Origin of the sequence: Pantoea phyllosphaerae (assembly GCF_051025595.1) — a bacterium.
Taxonomy (GTDB): domain Bacteria; phylum Pseudomonadota; class Gammaproteobacteria; order Enterobacterales; family Enterobacteriaceae; genus Pantoea.
Genome location: NZ_JBPFDE010000012.1, coordinates 97,491 through 118,136 on the forward strand (window position 1 = coordinate 97,491; position 20,646 = coordinate 118,136).

A 20,646-nucleotide genomic window follows, 5' to 3' on the forward strand; every position below is an offset into this window, starting at 1 on the left:
ACTTATTTTTCAGATGCTTAATTATGAAAAAATTATGGGTAACCTGGCGAGTTTCCACTCTTTTTTCTTTTCTTTCTGCATCGCTTTTTAGCCTGACCAACATTCAGCTTGTCATTTAGTAAGGTGAATGAACGAAATATTATGCTCTGTACAATATTTTACTGAAATCATAAAAATCTTGCACATAGCAGGACACTCTGTACACTGTGCTGAAATATTGCCAACGGAGCGGAGTGATGAAGAGTAATTACGGTGGAGTAGACGAAACGGCGCGCAGGGCAAACGCCATGTTGCGTAGTATGAGTGATGACATAATCGACAAGCGTCACGAATTTGGCCTCGATCAGTATTACCAGACCTTCACCCGCAATTCAGTGGCTAACCTGCCCAAGCTCAGCCGCCGGGCCGTTGAGCAGGCGATTGACGAAATGGAATCCAAAGGTCACGTGTTCGGCAAAAAGGATGCCGGTAATACAAAGCACTATGCGCTCACGGTTCAGGATGTCGTCGATATTTATGCGCATCGAAAAGTGCCTAAGTATCGCGATATCCATAAAGGGGAAGGGCCGTTCGTCATTTTTGTGGTTAACCTTAAGGGTGGCGTCTCCAAGACCGTCAGCACCGTCACCCTGGCACACGGTCTGCGCGTTCATCCGGACCTGCTGCAGTACGATCTGCGTAATCTGGTTATCGACCTCGATCCCCAGGCCTCCAGCACCATGTTTCTGAACCATGCCAACAGCATCGGTTCGATTATGGAAACCGCTGCGCAGGCGATGCTTAACGATCTGGATGCCGAACAGCTTCAGAAAGCGATTATCCAGCCAACAATTATTCCAGGCGTGGATATCATACCGGCCTCAATTGACGATGGCTTCGTCGCCAGCCAGTGGAACGATCTGGTTCGCGAACATCTGCCGGGCGTACTGCCGTCAGAGGTGTTACGTCGTAACATCATCGACCGCGTCGGCGATGACTATGACTTTATCTTTATCGATACCGGCCCGCATCTTGATGCCTTTATGCTCAACGCCATCGCCGCCAGCGATTTGCTGCTGACGCCAACGCCGCCGGCACAGGTAGATTTTCATTCCACGCTAAAATACCTGACTCGTCTTCCAGAAATGCTGGAACAGCTGGAAGAAGAGGGCATCAATCCGCGTATTAAGGGCAATATCGGGTTTATGTCGAAAATGACCTCTAAGCGCGACCATGAGATGACACATGGCTTAGCGCGTGACGTATTTACCTCTTACATTCTCGATGCTGCTTTACCGCGGCTGGATGGCTTTGAGCGCTGCGGAGAGACGTTCGACACTATCGTCAGCGCCGACCCCCAGTCTTACCCGGGCAGCACAGAAGCGCTTAAAAATGCCAAGCGCGAGGCTGAGCGCTTTACGCAGGCCGTGTTTAAACGGATTGAATTTGTCAGGAGCTCGCAGTCATGAAAGAAATGAAAAAAATGGGCCGCACGCTGGGTAATTCCAGTTTTTCGCGCATGCTGAGCGAAACGGAGAGCACCCGCGTCTTTATCCTCAAGTCGGGTGCCGAAGCGCGTTTCGCCCTGACAAAAATCCTGCACGATGATATTGAAGCGCAGACCTATGTCGATGCCGCCGTAAACGGTCGCGACCAGGCTTTTCTGACGCCAGAGTCGGTCAGCGATATTTCCCGTACCATCAAGCTTCAGCAGTTCTTTCCTGCCATCGGCCGCGAGGTGAATGGTCGTATTGAAGTCCTTGATGGTTCGCGCCGCCGCGCCGCCTGTCTCTACAACGGCACACCATTTGAAGTACTCGTCACAAAAGATGATCTTTCTCTGTCTGACGCGCGCCAGCTCGCTGTCGATATTCAGACCGCAAAAGAGCATACGTTGCGTGAACTGGGTAAACGTCTGACGCTGATGTACCCGGAGAACATGAATCAGTCAGAGATCGCCCGCGCAGAAGGGTTGTCGACCGCGAAAATCAGCCGTGCCTTTCAGGCTGCATCAGTGCCTGACGCACTGATTAGCCTGTTTCCTTCCGTGAGCGATCTTTCTATCAGTGATTATCAGATTCTGCTGGATGTTGCTGAGAAAGTCGCAGCAAGACGGGGCAGCCTTAATGAGCTGGTAGAGACGGTACGGGCGCGCATAGAAGGTGACGCCTCGCTTGACCCGCACGATCCTTCGTCCAAATCCAGAATCATCGCGTTTATCCGCTCAGCAAACAGCAGTGTAAAAAGCGCGAAAGCTGATAAAAAAGTCGTGACGGAAAAGATGGCGGAGTTTACAGATAAAAAACAGTTCGCCCGCAAGAAAACAGATGCTGAAAAACGTCTGGTCACCTATGAATTTTCCCGGATTCCCGCGCACTATCAGACTGAACTGGATGCTGCGGTTAGGGCGGTACTGGAAAAAATGCAGGCGGACAGTAAAGCCTGATTATCAACAGCTGGAAGGCCCTGAATCTGAGCGATGTTCTACCAGGGCCTCACCTTCAGCTATTCCAGCTGTCCCTTCCTCCTGCGTACCCATCAAAAACCCCTTCTAACTGGCTGTTTTGTATAACAACACCTCGAATATTTCAAAGTGAAATTCCCGCTATCACAGGCCATCAAGCAATATTCTGACATGTAAACTGAAACAGATAGCGAAGAGATGCGTATAAAAAATCAGGTCTGGTTTGACATAAACCAGGAGCAGCTTATTTAAACAGCCGTGAAAGCGCGTCATCTGAGACAAACACAGCAAAACTATCCTGCATCGCCGGGAAACAGGCGAACTCTAATAAGGTCATTATCGCTGCTTGTCATATCTGATATGACTCATACTGCCGGGCAATTATCGCGGGCAGGCAACAGGCAGCGATGGCACATCAGCTGTAGTCAGTAATTACTTAAATCACCTACTCCAGTTTATCTGCTGCATTCCATACGGGGTCATCCTGAAAACAGGCTCTTGCATGTCTATATCCTGTAAGCGCCTGAAAATTTTAACATCTCCCACATAAACTTGATGCCGGGACATTATCCTATAGTCAGTATGAAAAGGCAGGTATATAAACTGTAATGAGTAAGTTACTCACTATAGCTTATCTTACTCACTACAGCTTATAACATAAGCTGTAGTGAGTATTGGGACCTTTTAGCTGTCCACATAAGCTGTAGTAAGTAACCTGTCAGGATGCTGATTTCTTACTGCACGGATTCGCCGCAGTAACAGTACAATTCGTGATGCAAATGCGCGGTCGAGAAGAGGGCAGGTCAGTCCAGAAAAGGATGGGTTCAGTCTGATTTGATGCCGTTGGATAAAGCATGGAGAAGATACATAAGCTGTAGTGAGTAACCTACTCACTACAGCTTATATTTGCGAGGCGCGTTCCAGATGTTGCTTTCAGGCAGGCAAAATTATGCTAATGATTTAGTTATTTATTTTACTTTTAATCAGGTTTTCGCAGTGGCAACGACACCACATCTTTCTCTGAAACACAGGAGCACTAACAGCATATACTCATCAGAGACTATATAAGCTGTAGTGAGTAAGCTGACGTGTAACGCGCGCGTATGTAAGTAGCTTGTAATCAGCAATCACTTGTTTTTGAATAACTTTTCCAGGTCATCCATTGTGATGCCCAGCTTTTCAAGCACCTCGAGCTTTTTCGTCAGTTCAGGATCCGGGCTGGTCGGTGCTGCCGCCATGGTTGGGATAATTTCTTCGCTCTCGTTTTTAGGCGCTTTCAATTTGGGTCGGCGATAATGCACGTTAAAGAAGACCGCACGGCCTCTCTGGACTTCGGTGTAGTCGAGGTAGCCAATCTCCTTTAACTGCTCCATGGCACGCCGTACGGTCTGATTTTGAGAGAATACGGGGGATTTAAGATTAAGTCTGGCACGAAGCCGCGCTAGCGAGATTGGTGCAGGGTTTTTGGGCAAGCTCTCGATAAAGGTATAAATGGCCTGTGCTGATTCGCGGCGTTTGAGCACATTGATAGCTTTAAGCTGTAAAAGTACTTTACGATCAAACTGATAGAGCTCAAACAACCGAGGGTCGGCCTGCAGGATAACGATATCTTTCGCGGTATCGTAGTAGGCAGACTGCACAAGGTGCGTCACGTATTCTTTAGTGTGCTCTTTGGTATTCGCTGTAAAGGATATCACCGTACCGGCAATACGCTTCAGCGAAGGGCTTATACGCTCTCTGAGCTTCTTAGAGGAACGATTAGACGGTATACCGCAGAGTTTGGCGAACTCAACAAAGGGGAGCTGTACCTTATCGCCAATCACCTTATGCTTGGCGAACGAATGGATAATGCCGACCCAGGTTTTAAAATCATTATCCATATCCAGCCGGGGGCCAACGATCTCCACTTTATCAAAGCCTTCTGCTTTGGCGAGCGACAATCGGGATAGCTCTTCAGTGGCGTCCGTTACGGACATGGTATTTTTTTTACTATTCTTCAACGATTTAAGCGTAGGAACAAAAACACCGAGCCGCATAAGCGCGACCGGCTGCACCGTATTGTTGGCGTTTGGCGTGAGCGTGATAAGTTCACCAGTCGATTTATCCATCTCCTGGAAAAGCGTATCAAGATCTATGCTTTCGTTATCCAAAACAGGCTCCGGATCCTAATTGAAATGACATAACTTGTTGGTGTAAATGCAAAATAAAATGTCAAATGCACAATAAACAGAGCAATATGCAAGGCATTTTCAGACCCGCTGTATCTGTGGATCACGTGTGAATCATCCGGACAAAACAAGCCAGACCGTGAGTAGCAGCATGAAATTAAAGATAAAAATTATCCACAGTTGAGCAGAAAAAACCGTGATTAAACTCACTATAGCTTATCTTGTCTGCCAGTTACAGCTTATACTTTACGCCATATAGCTTATGCTTTACTTACTCCAGCTTATATTTTACTGACCACAGCTTATGCGATCCCCCTTTCAGGCCAGAGCTGGCAAGGCCTGCGGCGATCGGGGATCTCTTTGGATCTTCTTGGGATCATATTAGGATCATATTATTGGGATCTATCAGGTGGATAACTTTGCTCATCAAAACCCTGTCGGTAAAGGATCGGCTTCTTTTGTCTCAGACAAAACCAGCTGAAACCTTTTCCTGCAGCATTGATACGGCTTATGACGCTGTACAACCGGCTTATAGAGAGATCCACACTTACTGGCGGCATCGGAATCCATATCACACCCTGAAACCAGTAAGCCTGCTATGCGTTGTTAAGAAAGACCTCAACAGAAAGAAAATCGTCGCTTTCTCACATTCAGGCATAAGGATGAACGCTTCCCGGTATGCTATTCTCCTGTTTTTACGGCATTATTATTTGAATAAACAGCAAATTGTCCCGATAAGAATAACTGAGCAAGGCTGGAGCCAGACAGCTTTGTATGGCTAAAGAGGCAGCGAAAATTCAGTGATTGCTAAATGATTTATATTATAGATGGAAATATTGCTTATAATTCAGATGACTGCTCGCTGAGTCATCTGCCTACGCAGGAATCGCTAAGCCTTAGTATCTCTTCAGGACGGCTATTTGAGCGTTTGTTGAATTCAGAAGGTGAGGTTCTGCCACGAGAGACGTTGCTTACCGAAGTCTGGGATAAATATGGCCTGCGTGGCTCCAACAGCAATCTTAACCAGTACCTGAGCATCCTGAGACGCGCGCTGGCAGCCTATGGCTGCGAAAACCTCATTATCACTGTTCCAAAAGTGGGTATCCGCCTCAACACTGAAATACCGATAACGCGCCAGTCTATAACACAAGAAGTCGCATCTGATATGGCAGCGGCTGTAGTTGCCGAATCAGCTATTGCAGGCACTGATGCATTCCGGCTTCACAAAAAGAGGAAGAATAGTGTCTGGCGAAGCTGGTGGCCATTTCAGGCCGTAATTCTGGCAGTGCTGGCGGGATCTATTGCCTGGATCTGGCTCAAGTCAGATACCAGCAGGCAGGAGATATCACCCGTTTCGGTTAGCCTGCCAGGTGGTTGCAATGCCATATTTGTCGCCGGACTGGATACAAGCGAACGCGAGTCGATAAAAAAACAGATCCTGCAAATCCTTAGTGAGAATCATCAGTCATGCGATGCCGGCACTCGCCTCTATTTTAATAAGATCACGTCCCTTAACCCGCAAAACTACGGACGAACTGTTCTTTCATCCTGTAAGCTCAACGATAACGGTCATATTATTTCCTGCAACAATTTTTACTATCTTGACTGGAGACTGGATTGAAACGAAGTATCAGCCTTACTTTTATCCTTCTTCTGGCGGCGCTGATTGTACTGTTGATCGGCACTGACTACTTTCGCAAACGAGCCGAAGCCTTCCCCTTTCGTTGTAATACATTTACCCGATACGATCTCAGCCGCAAAGAGGGCAGTCATCTCGATTTTGCAGTCACACAGGATCTACGTTTTCAGGATCGTGACTCTGGATACCTGTTGCTTAATGGACAGGTAACCAGCGCCAGTAACACAACATTGCTTAACAGAAGGCTTATTCTTACTAAGGGCGAAAAAATAGATTTTGATACCTATCGCTATCAGATCGAAAAAGTGATCACATCGTCAACTGATAATACGCCCGACAGCACATTTAATATGCTGCTGGCTGAACTGACTCTGGATCCCTCTTATCTGCAGTTTGATGTCGTTAAGGTTGACGAAAAATCTTATCTCATTGCCGGTCCACTCTCTTATTTATTTACCTGCCAGCGTTACTGACTGAGATTATTGTCTGTTCGGAGCATGAGAATGAAGGTCTGTATAGCAACGGTAGCCTGATTGAAAATACCCTATATGGCTATAAAAACAGTGACCAGGAAGCGGGAATGGAGTGCTGTGCAGCTGAAATTTGGTATCCTGGCTGACTACGTGAATGTCGCTTCAGGAGGGAGCGTAGATGCCGCGATCTATGATTTTCAGGCAGTTGCCCATCGCAAAAAAAAGCCGCTGATTAGCGGCGAACGGTTAAAATTTCCGTAAAACAACTGAAAACAACAGCTTTTTAATTATCCTGCATCTATTACTATTTGTAAGGCGGTTAATCTATATCAATAATGACTTTTTTAAAGGCGACTCCAATTAAAATATCGTAAATGTCCTAATTTTCCGTTGCATTTAATTTAAGTAGTGACAAATGACAAAAAGAATGATTGTGAATCAATTACCGTTTTAATTAATTCACTACGCTCTATTCATCCGTCATTAATTGCCTGGTAAATATAATGAAAAGGCAGCTTCAGGGAGTAAAGCTGGAAAAAGCATCCCCTGTATTTGAAAAATATCGTCCTGCAGCTGCTGATGGCTTTCAGCAGCTGCAGAGCGTTCAGGTTGTCCTGGCGCTAACCGGAGAGAGCGATCAGGAATAAATCTGGAAGCTTTTAAGCATATCGTTAAAGCGCTTAGCCTCATCGTCAACGATCGGTGAGGCTTTAGAGAGGGAAAAAATCAGTAGATCTTCCATATTCAGAGTAAAGATCGCCTGCTGTTGATAAAGGCGCTGGCCATCGCCTCGATTGAAGTCGTAACCGATCATGACGCCGGTCGTCAGGTTCTCGCCAAGTATGGCCTGCTCATAGGGTCCCTGCTGCCAGTCCTTCATCTGCCTTTTCAGGAGAGTAAGCTGGCTCTCAATATACTCTTCTACATTATTGTGATGGCCTAACTTATCACGCGAAATCGTCATCGGCGGCAGTACCGAGCGAGCATCTGCCAGCGTATTTAGCGTGCGCTCGCAGTAACCTTCAGGCAGGGTGATCATGCCTTCGCTGAAACGGCAAATATGCTTATCCATATGTTATCTCCATTGATTTATGATCTTCTCCACGGGCGAATAGCTGGTCGGCCGTGACTTCGCTGAGCTTACCGCCGTGCAACATAACGATCTTATCCGCGCTGCGGATAGTTTCCGGGCGGTGAGCGATAATGATGCGGGTAATATTCATTTGTTTAATCGCGGTATTGATTTGCGCTTCGTTATAAATGTCCAGATGACTGGTCGCCTCATCCAGCACCAGGATCTGCGGCTCACGATAGAGGGCACGCGCCAGCAAAATACGCTGTAGCTGACCGCCCGAAAGAAAGGATCCCATATCACCGACCAGACTCTGGTAGGTCATCGGCATTTTCATAATATCGCCGTGGATTTGCGCCAGCCGCGCGACCCGGGTGATTTTGGCGTGATCGGGCTCGTTATCGAAAAAGCTAATGTTTTCGCTGATAGATCCTGAAAACAGAATGTCGTCCTGCATCACACAGCCGATGCGATTGCGGTGATGCTGGAGGCCTGTCTGGGTAATATCCATACCGCCAACGGTGATGATGCCGCCTTCCGGATGCAGCAGCCCCAAAATGATTTTTGCCAGCGTGGTTTTGCCCTGACCAGAAGGGCCGACAATCGCAATGCTTTCACCCGCCTGAATGATCAGGCTCACGCCGTCAATGATCCAGGGTTCGGTGGGCGCATAGCGAAAGCGAATATCCTTTAGCACGATGTCCTGGGCCGACTGCGCCTCATCGGTTTTATGAAGTAACGTCGGGCTCGCCTCAGCGCTCGGTTCGGGTTCTGACAGCACGATATCTGCCAGACGTTCGCCATGCATGCGTAGCATGCGAAAATCGATAATGGCATTAATCAGGCCCGCGCCGCGGCTCATAAACTGATCGGCAAAGCTGATGAATGCCGTGAGCATCCCTGCAGAGAAGTTACCGTCAAGCACCTGCAGCGCCGCCAGCCAGACCAGTACCACCCGGCCGACGGAAGTCAGCAATCCCTGCGCCGAGCCGAACAGGATGTTGAGCTTTTGCATCACAATGCCTTTGTTCGTGCTGTCCACCAAAAAGTTCATGTAGGCGGCAAGGCGCGGCATCTGCTTGTTATTGGTTTTCACGGCCTGAATGCCGCGCAGGGTTTCCAGCAGTGAAGACTGGGTGCGCGCCGAACTGATAATCTGCTCTTCATTGGCGCGGCGTACCGGGTCATACGCCATAAAACGCAGCAGGGCGTAAGCCAAAAACAGGGCGATAACCAGCCAGGCGAGTTTGGCATTGTAAATAAACAGCATCGCCACGGTAATGAGTGACATGACGCCATCCAGTACCGTACTGATAAAGCGAGTGGTGAGAGTGCTCTGTATCGTATTCAGCGAGCCGTATCGGGAGAGAATATCGCCTACGTGGCGTGACTCGAACCATTCAAGCGGCAGTTTCAGCATATGGTGGCAGACGTTAATCGTCCACTGCACGCTCAGCTGGCTGGAGAACCAGCTCATTACCCAGGAGCGCAGGGCGGTAATCATGGTTTGAAACAGCGCGATCATGATAAATCCGACGCCAAGCAGGGTCAGCAGGGAGTAGTCGGCGGAAACCAGCACCATATCCATGACCCACTGCATAAAGAACGGCGAAAGCACGCCGAACAGCTCCAGCGCGACCGACAAAATCAGTACCTGCACAAAGGCGGACTTTACGCCAGTTACGCTGCCCACCAGCTTACGCATCGAGATGCGCGCTTTCTCTTCTTTAACTTCAAAAGTGGCAGAGGGGATCAGTTCCAGCGCGACGCCGGTGAAGGCGGTAGAGACCTCCTTCAGCGTCATTATCCGGATGCCGCGCGCCGGATCGTGAAGCGTGACTTTATTGCCTTGCACTTTTTTCAACACGACAAAGTGGTTGAGCTCCCAGTGTAAAATGCAGGGGGTGCGTAATTTGGACAGCTCTTCGAGATCGATGCGCAGCGCGCGCGAACTCATATTAAGCTGCTGCGCCATCGCAATAACATCGGCCAGCGTGGCGCCCTTTAGCGAGGTGGCAAACTGGCGGCGCAGGGTGATCATATCGATCTCGTGGCCGTAATAATTGGCGATCATGCCCAGACAAGCCAGACCGCACTCGGCCGCCTGGGACTGACGGATCAGCGGCAGACGGTTAAACCATTTGAAATTGAGTTTCTCTAATAACAACACAGAACAGACCCTTTTAATCAGAGAGAGATTTTGTGACCCAGCGCGAATAACGGCTCCAGCACCCACTCGTAGAGATGACGCTGGTCAACGATAAAGTCAGCATCCAGCGCCATGCCCGGTTTGAGTGGTTCGTCCTGCGAATAGGCTTTAATTGTTTGCTTATCCAGCGCCACCAGCACCCGGTACTGCTGTTCCTGGACGTTGTTTTTGCCGGTTAAGGTCGTCACTTCCTGCGGCGAAAGGGCGGTTCGAGATACCTCAATAACGTTGCCGTATTGTTGACCGAACTTCTGATAGGGAAAGGCTTTGTAACGCAGCACCACGCGCTGGCCAGCCTGAATAAAACCAATGGACTGGGTGTTCACCATAATGCGCGCCACCAGTTCGCTGTCGCTGGGCAGGATGGCAATGGCTGACTGGCCGGCGTTAACCATCTGGCCGTTTTTGACCATAATCATGCCGACATACCCGCTCTTCGGCGCGCGCAGTTCAATAGATCGGCGCGCCTCATTTTCCGCCATCGACTGACGGTTGTCCGCCAGTTGACGTTCGATATCATTGCGTTTCTTTTCATCATCCAGCGGCTTTTCATGCAGCTGCTGCTGCGCCTGAACGATCTTCTGTGTGATATCGAGCAGCTGACGCTGATACTCCTGATAACGCGCCTGATTATCGAGCAACGTCGATTCCTGCTCCTCCAGCTGGCGATTAGACGCATATCCCTGTTTTTGCATCGCCTTCAGTTTGTCGAGCTGCAACCGCGCCAGGGCAACCTGCTTGTTGCGATGCGCCAGCTGTAGTCTTAGCTGTTCTTGCTGCAGCTTCAGGCTGCTGACCGTTGCGCGCAGGCCTTCCATCTCAACCTCGTGCAACTTGCTAAGGTTGAGCAAATCCTGCTGCAGGCGTTCGCGCTGCGCGGCGAGGTTTTCAGCGATGACCTGGCGTGTCTGTCCCAGTTGTGTGGAAACTTCTGACGACATTACCATTAGCACGTCGCCTTTCTCGACGTGCTGGCCCTCTTTGACCGGAATATCGATCACGGTGGCGCTGACCGGCGGCGGAATGATCAGCATGCCTTTTTTAGGCAGCAGCTCGCCGGTAGAGGATTCATATTTGGTGTAACTGCCAAAAATAAAGAAGAGGGCAGTGGCCGCGGTAATAACGATCACCACGGAAATGACCAACCAGCGGTAGGGCGGGCAGTAGAGCGCTACAGTGCCCAGACTGCCGCGATTGGCCGCATCAAGTGCTTCCTGACGGAAAAGTGACTGTTCCATTTATCTGTTCATCATGAGTTGGAGAATTAACGGCACTGAAAATAATTCAGCATATCGAGTGACAGGGAGCCGGTGCTTTGCGCCAGTCCGATCAGCGCGTTGAGGTAGTTGAGCCGTGCTTCCGCCTGATCTTTCAGCGCGCTGTAGTACTTCTGCTGCGCATCCATTTCATCATTAACCGTACGAAAGCCCATCTCGCGGCCATACTGGACGGAGACCACTTTTTCGCGTGCTGACGCCACCGCATTTTTTTCCGCTTCCAGCAGCGCTTTCCCATTGGTCAGGCTGAGCCAGGCGGAGCGCGTCTCCTGAACCGCTTTGCGTTGCGCTTCTACGGTTGAATATCTTGCGGCTTCATGGCGATAAGCAGCTTCAAAGGACTGTGAAATCTGACTGCCGCCGGCAAACAGTGGAACCGAGACGTTGACGCCGTACTGCAGGTTGTTGCTTTTGGCATTCGTGCCGAATATAGCGTCATACAGAATGTTGTCTTCGTTATCATTCCGGCTCCAGTTCTTGCCGTAGCTGGCGTAAAGCGAGACGACTGGCATATGTGCGCCGGTTGCCGCCAGCACATCCGCATCCGCCTGTTCGGTCTGAAACAGAGCAACCTTAATGCCGGTATTTCGCTGCTGGCTGGCGCTGATCGCGTCAGCTAAGGATGAATAAGGCGTGGACTTCAGGCACTGGAAGTGAACCGGCTCAATGGTGTCGGGATTGATGCCCGATAAACGACGCACCGCTTCGCCCGCCAGCAGTAGCTGGTTGCTGGCTTCAATTTCTTTTGCCTGCGCAATCGCGAAATTCGCTTTCGCTTCATCTACTTCAGTACGGGTATTCTGCCCGTTGCGAAGGCCGGCCTGCAGTTTTTCCATCTGTTGTTTAAAGTTATGAGTGGCCGCCTGAGCCGCCTGCAGAACCTCTTGCTGATAGAGCACCGAGAAATAGGCGCTGGCGAGCGCGCTCAGCAGTTTTTCTTCCGCCAGACGCGCTTGCGCCTCGGCGGTACTGGCGATGGCGACGCCCTTACGCCAGCCAGCATATTTACTTATATCAAATAGCGGTTGCCTGACGCTTAGGTCATAGCTGTGTGTCGTAACGCCGCTCTGATATTTTCTGTCAGGCTGTTCCTGGCGATTCCAGCTGCCTTCCAGCGTCAGGGTCGGCAGCATGCCGGCCATGCCCTGCCAGTATTTTTGCCGGTCTGCTTCGCTGGTTTTTTTACTCGACTGTAAAGCCGAATCATAAGTTAATGCAGCCTGCGCGGCCTGCTGTAAAGTTGTGGCAGACGTGCTGAATGGAGCGCAATAAAGCGCTATTAACAGATAACAGAGGTTATAATGTTTCATGTTTTTCGCTGTTTCGGGAAATAAAAGGCGCCTGGATTAAATTAATTCCTGGGCAAAGACATATTTAATTAAATCAGTATTGGAGTGCAGCTGGAGTTTTCGCATGGCGTTATATTTCTGTGTCGCGACTGTACTGACGCTTCTCTGACGAAGGTTAGCAATTTCCATCAGGTTGTAACCCATAGCAAAAAGTCTGATCACCTCGACTTCTGACGGGGATAACAGACTTTTCACCGGGCCAGAAAGATTATCCCGCGCCAGGTTTTTTAACCGTTCGGAATAATATACCCCTGCATTTTCGGCATATACCCAGTGAAAAGCCTGCACCAGCTCTTGTGGGTTGTCGCGTTTACTGACGATAGCGCCAACGGGAATTTGTAGCACTCTTTTTAAAATGGCCTGACTGTTGTGCGCGGTAAAGACAATGATTTGGAGGTCGGGCATTTGTTTGTGTATCTCTTCGATTTTTTTACGCCGTGTAAATCATTGCGTTCAAAGCTAAACATAAAGTCAGTGATTAAAATATCTGGTTTTTTCTCCTTCAGGTGAATTAATAAGTTTTCTGCCTCTACAGGATAAGTGAAGATTTTCTGATGGTTGAATTCCGCGGCCAGTATTGACTGGATTGAATAAACAATAAACGGGCTCTCATCAGATACACCAATTTTCAGTGTTCTCTTTGTTTGTGGCATATCGTCTGATAAATCCTTTAATCAGGTGGATAGGATAAGACAGGGCTCTGCAGAGCCCTGCAGGTTTACTGATAGCTGATAGTATATTGCGCTACCGCATTAGCTGTTCCCGGACTGATCGTTGACGCGGTCTGGTAATAACGTGCATAAAGCGGCACGGTAACGAGCGCGTTTGAGAGCGGGTATGAGGCGACGGCAAAGGGCGTAGCCAGGGCGATCGGTTGCTGATTGCCATTGAGGATCTGCACGCCGACGCCGCTGGCGGTTGAGGTGGAATTTAACGCCACAACGCCTGAATCCGACAGACCGCTGACCGCGTCGCCATCGAACTGCATCATCACATCGAACGTGCCGGAAAGTAATGCTTCGCAGTTCAGCTGAATAGAAAAGGGGATCGCACTGCTGGTTTGTCCTATTCCCGATCCTAATCCGCTACTTTTGCTGACGGAATAATCTCCTAACGCCACCTCCTGATTTACATTACCGGCAACTTTGCAGGTTTCATCTTTTAACGTGACAAAGGTTCTCAGGTTTCGGACCGTAAAGTTAGCATCAGATCCCGCAACCTGAGAGCCAACTCTAAACATGCTCAGGTCGGTACGCATAACCGGCGTCTGCGAAGAAGAGGTTTTCACAATCCTGAAAGGCACGGTCAGGGTAAAATTAGTATAGTTATTAAGGATTCCGCCGCCTGTTATACCGGCATAGGTTGTGATCATCTGTCCCGTGGCCACACTTCCCGCTTCGTTTGAATATTCACCACCATAACCCAGGTACATGGTTAATCCATAGCCCAGCGATCCTTCTGCATTTGCTAATCGCTTGAAATAGACTTCCGCGGACAGACCCTCAGCATATTGAAATTTAAGAAGATCAATGCCGCATTGCACATTGACCGTCATTGAACCTTCATACACAGTGGTGCCGATGGGAACGGCAGATGACAGGTGAATTCCCAGTGAAGTTAAATCCATAGCGGTATAGTTGTCTGCCCTGCAGACTAATTCTGTATCTGCTGCAGCACGAGCGCCATTGGCCATCATGACGATGATATTAATAGCCAACATAGCATGAGCGAAAATGTTGGCCGCTCTTTTTAGTGATTTAAATAAGGTCATAACGGTTCACCTGATTAACCCTGATTTTTATTGTCGGTTACGCTGTTTGAAACATAGCGAACAGGCTGACGCTGATCGCTACTGCAGGTTGTGGTAAGCCTTGCCAGTGACTTATTCTCACCAGACTGAATATCACCTGATTCAAGGTTAACCAGGCATTTATCCATCGGCGTTTCGCCCCAGGAAACATGCAGACGGCTCACATCTTTATTCAGCCTTACGTAAATCTGTCCACCTTGCGAAACGGTAGTGATCAGGTTGCCATTCTCGTCTGTAACGGATGCGCCGAAGGGCAATGCGTTACCGTTCAGCTGATTAACCCGAATGAGAAGCGGCTTGCCTTTACTGGTTTTGTAGTCCAGTCTGACCACTGCGCCCTCAACCGGAATGACACGCTGCTGTGTCGCTTCCAGCTCGACGTCGAGGGGAATACCCTTCGGATCGATTGCCAGTTCGTTTATGCGGTAAGGGTTAAGATTCGGCACTATGGCCCTTCCGCTGCCGTTAAGGATAATATTCGGATAACCCAGTACCTGCGCGCCGCCGGCATCTTCTGCGCTTACCACAGCATAGGTCGATGACTGATATGCGCTAAAGGTCAGACTGTCAGGTAAAGCCACTATAGTGCCGCTGACACCGCCTGATGCAGAATAATAATTCTCTCCTTTAGTATAAGAGGCTGTCAGCGTGCTATAGGGCGAACGATATTGTCCGCTGATCGAACCAGATTTATTGTTATCAACATCGCGTGAAACGCCAACGTTATAGTTATATTGATTGCGATCGCCAAAAATACCATTAATCGCAGTTTGTGCATTCACGCCTTCTTTCGTATGCGTAGCGCTTGCGGTTATATTATTTTTATTATCTCTGCCGAGCGGCATAGAGAAATCAAGCGTCAGCTGCGTGTCGTGCCCGCCCGTCGAGTATATTAATCGGTTCGCGGAAAATGTATAGGATAAAGGTCCAATCCTGTTATTGTAGCCGAGCTGGAACTGAGTGTTAGTACCAGTATCATTCCAGTAATTTTGAACGAAACCAGTAAGATAGAGATTCCCAAATGAATCCCCAAAATTTTGGCTGGCGGTCATGGAAAATCGCTGCTTAGGACGCGAAAGATAATGACCTCGTCCATTATTACCATTTTTTTTATAATAATTGTTAATTTGCAGGGCGTTATCAAAACTGTAATAGCCAGATGAGGAGAAACGATAAGCTGCCAGAGTAAAGTTGGTATTGGTTTGAGAAACCTTTTTACTGTAAGTCGCCCGATAACTTACACCCTGTTTTTTCTCTTCCCCATATTTAGTCTGAGCACCTGTAATATCTACTGATATAGCACCAACAGGCAGACCAAACGCGCCGCCTAACAAAACAGACGTATAATTATCAGAACCCAGAATACCGGCGTAGCCGGTCAGGCTGTTGGTAAAGCCATGTTGAATCGTACCCTGATAAAGGGATGGTGTATAAACCATATTATCGCGACGTGACACGCCGCCGGTCAGGGAGTAATAGGTCATGCCTGGCCGTTTCAGTCGCGTTATTGCTGCGTAAGGCACAGAGAAATGGGTTTCGCTGCCGTCAGCTTCTTTGATGGTTACGTCGAGATCGCCGCCGTAGCCGGTAGGATAAAGATCGGCGATATTAAAGGCGCCGGGTGAGACGGTGGTTTCGTAAATCTTGCTGCCGTTCTGGCTTACGGTGACCTGAGCATTGGTACGCGCAACGCCGCGAATTTCCGGGGCGTATCCGCGCTGGGAATCTGGCCACATCTGATCGACCGTGGAAATCTGCGCGCCACGAAAGGAGAGGCTGTCAAAAATTTCACCGCTGGTATTGCCTTCACCCAGCAGCAGGCGTGATTTCAGCTGTGGAATATCGCGCATAACGTAAGAGTTGATATTATCGTAATGATGATATTCATTGCCCTGCTGGCGTCGCCAGCTGAGCGCGCCATCATGACGGAACATCCAGCCGCCCAGGTTAAAGCCCGCCAGCGCTCGCCCATAAAACGAGTCATATTCGCGCCCGCCGCTGTAAACGGAGTGATAATAGTTAGTGTTATAATTGAGCGTAAAAGCCGTTTCACCCGTGTCCCAGAACTCAGGCGCAACATAGCCGCGCGCCGATCGCAGCAAATAGATCTGGGGAATTGAGATATCTATCTGCATATCTGCGCTGTTGATAGCCGCGTGGCTGTTCTGGATGACATCCTCGAGGGCAAGGCATTGCTTTTCTGACCGCAATTCTTCAACCTGCTGAGCGTTAAAAACGCTGTCTTTAATTGCCAGATTTTTTACGAGGTCATAAGAGAGGCATGCCTTAGCGCCTTTCCCGTCACGTATTACGCGAACATTATCACGGCCAATCTGACGACCATTAAGGAAAATATCCAGCGTATAAATACCGGGATCAATCGGATTACCATTTGCATAACGGGAAACATCGACTTTGACCCCCGGTAAATTTTTAACGAAAGATTCGTCAAACTCATAACTTTGTTCAGCCCAGGCTGAAGCAGCAGTTAGAAAAAGCGCTAAGAATGAGCGACAAAAAGGCCTGCTCGCTGATTTATTTATAGAGACTGTCCTTGCCATCATTATTACCTCTAAGCATCAGCATTAAAAGTTACTGGTTGATTTGGGCTTCTACATCTCGCGCTGCGCCAAAATCATCCAGATACTGGTAATGAAACGTCGATTTTAGTTGGTTAACGTTTGCTGTTTTGAGCGTGAAATCTTTACTCGCCCCCGGCGCCAGCATGTCGCCCTTATCACTTAATACTTTGCGCCCCGCGGTATCTTCTGCGGTAATTTGCGCCACGTTGATGTAATAAGGAGAGTTGTTGACGGCGGTCAAATGATTGCTCTTGCTGCCTTTTTTCCAGACAAGTCCTGTAGCTGCGATTTCCGCGCCTTTAGCATCCAGGGCCGTGGGCCGGTAAAAAAGCTTGATGCGACTACGTATAGCCATTTGCAGCTGATTATTATTAATCAGGCTTTTATCTTTAGGCGGGATATCCAGTACATTCAGCCAGAAGATGGACTCTTTATCTGTGGGGAGATTACTGCCGGTATAAACGATGCGCAGCGTTTGCCCCTTATTTGCTTCCATCCGAAAAACAGGCGGCAACATAACAAAAGGCACGTTTATCTTATCTAATGGTTGATTAGGATCGCCGCTGTCAATCCATGCCTGAACCAGCGCAGGTTGATTACCACGGTTATCTAATCGCACCGTGACTTCTTTCTCAGCGGCAGGGTAGATTACCCGAGTGCCGATAATCGTGACGCTGGCGTAAGCCGATGTAGAAAAAACGCATGCAAGCAACAGTGACGTTATGAGGTTAATGCTTTTTTTTTTCATGATATGACAAAACTAGTAGAGGGAAAGAAGAAGGCGGGGGCGCCAGCCCCCACCAGAATCAATTAGAGGTAATTGATTGAGTAAGTCACTGATGAGAGAACGGTACCTGCAGTTGCGGTCCCAGTAGCATAGTACTGAGCGGCATAAGACAGTGTTGCTGCACCAGCAGCCAGAGCTGTAGTAAGCGGAGAAGTTGTCTGGTCGGTGCTGCCCACGTTCAGCTCATTGTTTTTGCTATCCAGCAGCTGCAACTCGACGTTCGTTGCTGTACCGGTATTGTTCAGGCGGCCATTAGCGTTGACGTTAGCGCCCTGCTCGAAGTACGCGTAAACGTCGCCCGTCTGAGTAGAGCAGCCGCTCAGATTGATGGTGAAACGGGTATTTCCTGCGGTCTGGCTAGCCGTTTTCAGCAGGCTTGAAGAAACAGTCGGCAGAGTAACAGTTGCGCTGCTTTCGCCGCCGTTAACCTTAACGGTACAGGTCTGGCTTTCGAGCTGACCACTGAAGGAAATGGTGCCATCAGAAGCCGCCGCCGCATTAACCTGAGAAGCGGTCAGCAGCAGGCCAAGAGAAATAATAGTTACCTTTTTCATATACTTTCCTTTGTATAAATTACGTTATCAACTTCATTGAAAATGAATGGCCGCGATAATTGCGTACAATCATTTTGGTTATTCCAGCGAGAAGGCTCCTTTCCGCTGGAATTAAAACGCCAGCAGACCTAGAACAACAGCGGAAACTATACTGACAATGCCTATGCCAAAGGACTCACCACTGACTGGGTTTGCTGCAGGGATATTATCAGGGCGTATCCATTCAGTGCTTTCTGGCTGAGAAGAAGCATTTAAATTTTTAAAGAAATCCAGAATCTGCGTGGTTAAGGAACCGCCGCTGACATTTGATATTTCACTGCTTTTAAGCTCCCGCATGATTTTTCCTTATTATGCAGTAACTGGGGAAGTTCCCATATCAAACTGGCTTTCGACGACCTGGTTAAACCAGGCTGCCGTTGTATCCCAGCCGTTAATAGCACCATACATAGCGCCGTCAACCAGACCGACTACGGCACCAACAATCAGACCAACGCCAGCGGAAACAATACCAACACCTATAAGTCCACCAGTGCTACCACCGCTCATTGCCCATTTCAGACCAAATGCGGTAATGCCAGTAACGCTACCAACAACTACCGATCCGATGAAGTCAAACACGCCTGCACCTGAAACGTTTTGCATTTCAAAAGACGTTAACTCTCTCATTTAACTCTTCTCCATATTATTTTTTTATTCTCACTTCAAGCGAGCAGCGCTATTAAATGGATAAAATGTGATGAATTAAATAGTAAAAAATCCATAATTTGACTTTTCATTACACTCTTCCAGATAAGATTTGCTTTTTTTCACATGTGTTTAACTTGCTATGTCAATGCAGAAGAAAATGGCCAGGTTAATGACGTTTGTTATGCTGACCAGGAAGCGAATAATTAACGTCGCTCGCTAACAAGTGCTCTGAGGATTAGAGGGAGTTGCGTGTCTAAAATGCAATGGCGACTGCACAGGATTTAACGTCTCAGTAAAAAAACTGGCGGAGGGGAGGGTAAACTCTGACGGCCAATAATAAGCAACGACATATCCTAAGCATTCGTAAGGGTGAGCCAGCCCGGTTTTTTGGTCTTTTATTCTGAATTTTTAATAAATTTTAAAATAAAAATCTATATATGTCGATTGTGATTAATTAAATGTCTGTTTTTGGGGTGATGTGTTTTAATTTTTCCGACTGATTCGACTGCGATCGTTATTTTTCGTAACGTCGATTAACACCATATCCATAATGGGAATTATTATTACGTATGTAAATGTGTGTTTGAATATTTGTATATTTATATTCTCTGGAGAGCGCATGGTTAACATAAGACTTCAAATGATTATGAATAATCCTTTTTTTCAGAAAAAAGTTATAACACTAACAGGTCCACTCTGTTTAGGGGATTTATTGGCTAATAATTTTTGTTTCTATGGTTTTATGTATTAGCCTTTTACACAGTCTTGGTGCTTACTTCTGCATTTCGCCTGATTTATGGGATTGAGTTTTATCTGTTGGCTTTTATTATAGCAAAACAGTTAAGTTGCTTCATTTGGATGATAAAGCGGGAGGTGACGAAAAGTAAGTGAAAGCAATATGCCAGGGAAAACAGAAATCATAATAAACTGATTTTAATTTTATATTCATTTTGATCGCGTAGCGCCGCTACGTCGCATCAGTTAAATTGAGTTAATCGATATGTATAGAGTGATTGAGAACCATGAGCGAATCATCGACGCACTTGCAGGTTATACTCAAATTGCGAATCCAGATGAAATCTCGCGAGGCAAGCGCCGTTATCATTTGACTAAAGATAATGTGCGTCGGGTCATGTTCATTCTGGATGGCGACTTTTTACTCAAGCTAAGAAGTGAACACAAAGTGCTAAATATTCTCTCCGCGCCTTTTGTTGTAGGTGTGACGCCCGCGCTGGATGAACCCCCTGTTTATCTGGAGAGAATAGATTATGGCAAAGTGAGCTTTATCGACTATGAAACGTTCTGGCGATTGATTTTTGAAAAAGATCTCTTTCATGATGCGATGTCGGTTTTATCGGGCCAGTATTCTGATTTAATGAATTATGTACAACTGCCGAAAAGCAACTCCTACGATGAAGTGATCTCTTTGATAGATCGCTGGAAAAAACTCCCTCTGCACCTGAAAAGAAGATTCTCAGCGCTCTATCTGATTGAGAATAGCTCGCACCTTTCTAAAAGTTCTATTTGTCGAGTGCTTAAAGAGCTGAAAGACAAAGGAGAGCTAGAGCTGGTTAATGGTAAATTTGTCTAGCAGCA

Annotated in this window: 19 protein-coding genes; 7 read left to right on the plus strand and 12 right to left on the minus strand. The window is 47.9% G+C overall.

Annotation, left to right across the window (positions count from 1 at the left end; translation table 11 throughout):
- The first annotated feature begins 236 nt into the window (after window positions 1–236).
- Window positions 237–1,448 (plus strand): AAA family ATPase, encoded by a 1,212-nt coding sequence (locus tag ACR6A7_RS16055; RefSeq protein ID WP_434126009.1) that lies wholly within the window; start codon window positions 237–239, stop codon window positions 1,446–1,448.
- Window positions 1,445–2,425 carry a ParB family protein gene (locus ACR6A7_RS16060; RefSeq protein WP_434126010.1) on the plus strand — a complete coding sequence of 327 codons (981 nt, stop codon included), beginning with the start codon at window positions 1,445–1,447 and terminating at the stop codon, window positions 2,423–2,425. Before ACR6A7_RS16055 ends, ACR6A7_RS16060 begins: the two co-directional genes overlap by 4 nt.
- Window positions 2,426–3,570: 1,145 nt before the next feature.
- Here the strand turns inward: ACR6A7_RS16060 and ACR6A7_RS16065 are convergent.
- On the minus strand, window positions 3,571–4,551 hold the full coding sequence (locus ACR6A7_RS16065; RefSeq protein WP_434126090.1) for a RepB family plasmid replication initiator protein: 981 nt from the start codon (window positions 4,549–4,551) through the stop codon (window positions 3,571–3,573).
- 871 nt (window positions 4,552–5,422) lie between these two features.
- Here ACR6A7_RS16065 and ACR6A7_RS16070 point away from each other — a divergent pair.
- The 4 genes from ACR6A7_RS16070 (at window position 5,423) to ACR6A7_RS16085 (ending at window position 7,370) form a co-directional block, all read left to right on the plus strand.
- A complete protein-coding gene (locus ACR6A7_RS16070; protein WP_434126011.1) occupies window positions 5,423–6,232 on the plus strand; it encodes a winged helix-turn-helix domain-containing protein in 810 nt (269 codons plus the stop codon).
- Window positions 6,229–6,723, plus strand: a complete 495-nt coding sequence (locus tag ACR6A7_RS16075) for a FidL-like protein (protein ID WP_434126013.1) — start codon at window positions 6,229–6,231, stop codon at window positions 6,721–6,723. The genes ACR6A7_RS16070 and ACR6A7_RS16075 overlap by 4 nt, the downstream gene beginning before the upstream one ends.
- 117 nt (window positions 6,724–6,840) lie before the next feature.
- Window positions 6,841–6,984, plus strand: a complete 144-nt coding sequence (locus ACR6A7_RS16080; RefSeq protein WP_434126014.1) for a hypothetical protein — start codon at window positions 6,841–6,843, stop codon at window positions 6,982–6,984.
- Window positions 6,985–7,226: 242 nt separating this feature from the next.
- Window positions 7,227–7,370 (plus strand): hypothetical protein, encoded by a 144-nt coding sequence (locus tag ACR6A7_RS16085; RefSeq protein WP_434126016.1) that lies wholly within the window; start codon window positions 7,227–7,229, stop codon window positions 7,368–7,370.
- On the opposite strand, the gene ACR6A7_RS16090 is transcribed toward ACR6A7_RS16085, so the two are convergent.
- The 11 genes from ACR6A7_RS16090 to ACR6A7_RS16140 form a co-directional block, all read right to left on the minus strand.
- Window positions 7,361–7,795 carry a DcrB-related protein gene (locus tag ACR6A7_RS16090; protein WP_434126018.1) on the minus strand — a complete coding sequence of 145 codons (435 nt, stop codon included), beginning with the start codon at window positions 7,793–7,795 and terminating at the stop codon, window positions 7,361–7,363. The two genes, ACR6A7_RS16085 and ACR6A7_RS16090, sit on opposite strands and share 10 nt — an antisense overlap.
- Window positions 7,788–9,965, minus strand: a complete 2,178-nt coding sequence (locus ACR6A7_RS16095; protein ID WP_434126020.1) for a peptidase domain-containing ABC transporter — start codon at window positions 9,963–9,965, stop codon at window positions 7,788–7,790. Before ACR6A7_RS16095 ends, ACR6A7_RS16090 begins: the two co-directional genes overlap by 8 nt.
- Before the next feature lie 17 nt (window positions 9,966–9,982).
- Entirely contained in the window at window positions 9,983–11,242 is a 1,260-nt protein-coding gene (locus ACR6A7_RS16100) for an HlyD family secretion protein (protein WP_434126022.1), read from the minus strand.
- A gap of 26 nt (window positions 11,243–11,268) precedes the next feature.
- Window positions 11,269–12,591, minus strand: coding sequence for a TolC family outer membrane protein (locus tag ACR6A7_RS16105; protein ID WP_434126024.1), 1,323 nt, complete (start codon window positions 12,589–12,591; stop codon window positions 11,269–11,271).
- 36 nt (window positions 12,592–12,627) lie between these two features.
- Window positions 12,628–13,035 carry a LuxR C-terminal-related transcriptional regulator gene (locus ACR6A7_RS16110; protein ID WP_434126026.1) on the minus strand — a complete coding sequence of 136 codons (408 nt, stop codon included), beginning with the start codon at window positions 13,033–13,035 and terminating at the stop codon, window positions 12,628–12,630.
- 313 nt (window positions 13,036–13,348) lie between these two features.
- Entirely contained in the window at window positions 13,349–14,401 is a 1,053-nt protein-coding gene (locus ACR6A7_RS16115) for a fimbrial protein (protein ID WP_434126027.1), read from the minus strand.
- 14 nt (window positions 14,402–14,415) lie between these two features.
- Window positions 14,416–17,001, minus strand: coding sequence for a fimbria/pilus outer membrane usher protein (locus tag ACR6A7_RS16120; RefSeq protein ID WP_434126029.1), 2,586 nt, complete (start codon window positions 16,999–17,001; stop codon window positions 14,416–14,418).
- Between the two features lie 31 nt (window positions 17,002–17,032).
- Window positions 17,033–17,770, minus strand: coding sequence for a fimbrial biogenesis chaperone (locus ACR6A7_RS16125; RefSeq protein WP_434126030.1), 738 nt, complete (start codon window positions 17,768–17,770; stop codon window positions 17,033–17,035).
- Window positions 17,771–17,832: 62 nt separating this feature from the next.
- A complete protein-coding gene (locus ACR6A7_RS16130) occupies window positions 17,833–18,363 on the minus strand; it encodes a fimbrial protein (protein WP_434126032.1) in 531 nt (176 codons plus the stop codon).
- Between the two features lie 111 nt (window positions 18,364–18,474).
- On the minus strand, window positions 18,475–18,699 hold the full coding sequence (locus tag ACR6A7_RS16135; RefSeq protein WP_434126034.1) for a hypothetical protein: 225 nt from the start codon (window positions 18,697–18,699) through the stop codon (window positions 18,475–18,477).
- 12 nt (window positions 18,700–18,711) lie between these two features.
- Complete coding sequence (locus tag ACR6A7_RS16140) at window positions 18,712–19,029, minus strand: hypothetical protein (protein WP_434126035.1); 318 nt, start codon at window positions 19,027–19,029, stop codon at window positions 18,712–18,714.
- Window positions 19,030–20,050: 1,021 nt separating this feature from the next.
- Between ACR6A7_RS16140 and ACR6A7_RS16145 the strand changes: the two genes are divergently transcribed.
- Window positions 20,051–20,641 (plus strand): helix-turn-helix domain-containing protein, encoded by a 591-nt coding sequence (locus ACR6A7_RS16145; protein ID WP_434126036.1) that lies wholly within the window; start codon window positions 20,051–20,053, stop codon window positions 20,639–20,641.
- Window positions 20,642–20,646 lie beyond the last annotated feature (5 nt).

Coding starts and splice junctions, on each gene's coding strand:
- ACR6A7_RS16055 (WP_434126009.1), top strand. CDS start 237: ATGAAGAGTAATTACGGTGGAGTAGACGAAACGGCGCGCAGGGCAAAC.
- ACR6A7_RS16060 (WP_434126010.1), top strand. CDS start 1,445: ATGAAAGAAATGAAAAAAATGGGCCGCACGCTGGGTAATTCCAGTTTT.
- ACR6A7_RS16065 (WP_434126090.1), bottom strand. CDS start 4,551: ATGGATAAATCGACTGGTGAACTTATCACGCTCACGCCAAACGCCAAC.
- ACR6A7_RS16070 (WP_434126011.1), top strand. CDS start 5,423: ATGATTTATATTATAGATGGAAATATTGCTTATAATTCAGATGACTGC.
- ACR6A7_RS16085 (WP_434126016.1), top strand. CDS start 7,227: ATGAAAAGGCAGCTTCAGGGAGTAAAGCTGGAAAAAGCATCCCCTGTA.
- ACR6A7_RS16090 (WP_434126018.1), bottom strand. CDS start 7,795: ATGGATAAGCATATTTGCCGTTTCAGCGAAGGCATGATCACCCTGCCT.
- ACR6A7_RS16100 (WP_434126022.1), bottom strand. CDS start 11,242: ATGGAACAGTCACTTTTCCGTCAGGAAGCACTTGATGCGGCCAATCGC.
- ACR6A7_RS16105 (WP_434126024.1), bottom strand. CDS start 12,591: ATGAAACATTATAACCTCTGTTATCTGTTAATAGCGCTTTATTGCGCT.
- ACR6A7_RS16110 (WP_434126026.1), bottom strand. CDS start 13,035: ATGCCCGACCTCCAAATCATTGTCTTTACCGCGCACAACAGTCAGGCC.
- ACR6A7_RS16115 (WP_434126027.1), bottom strand. CDS start 14,401: ATGACCTTATTTAAATCACTAAAAAGAGCGGCCAACATTTTCGCTCAT.
- ACR6A7_RS16120 (WP_434126029.1), bottom strand. CDS start 17,001: ATGGCAAGGACAGTCTCTATAAATAAATCAGCGAGCAGGCCTTTTTGT.
- ACR6A7_RS16125 (WP_434126030.1), bottom strand. CDS start 17,770: ATGAAAAAAAAAAGCATTAACCTCATAACGTCACTGTTGCTTGCATGC.
- ACR6A7_RS16130 (WP_434126032.1), bottom strand. CDS start 18,363: ATGAAAAAGGTAACTATTATTTCTCTTGGCCTGCTGCTGACCGCTTCT.
- ACR6A7_RS16135 (WP_434126034.1), bottom strand. CDS start 18,699: ATGCGGGAGCTTAAAAGCAGTGAAATATCAAATGTCAGCGGCGGTTCC.
- ACR6A7_RS16140 (WP_434126035.1), bottom strand. CDS start 19,029: ATGAGAGAGTTAACGTCTTTTGAAATGCAAAACGTTTCAGGTGCAGGC.
- ACR6A7_RS16145 (WP_434126036.1), top strand. CDS start 20,051: ATGTATAGAGTGATTGAGAACCATGAGCGAATCATCGACGCACTTGCA.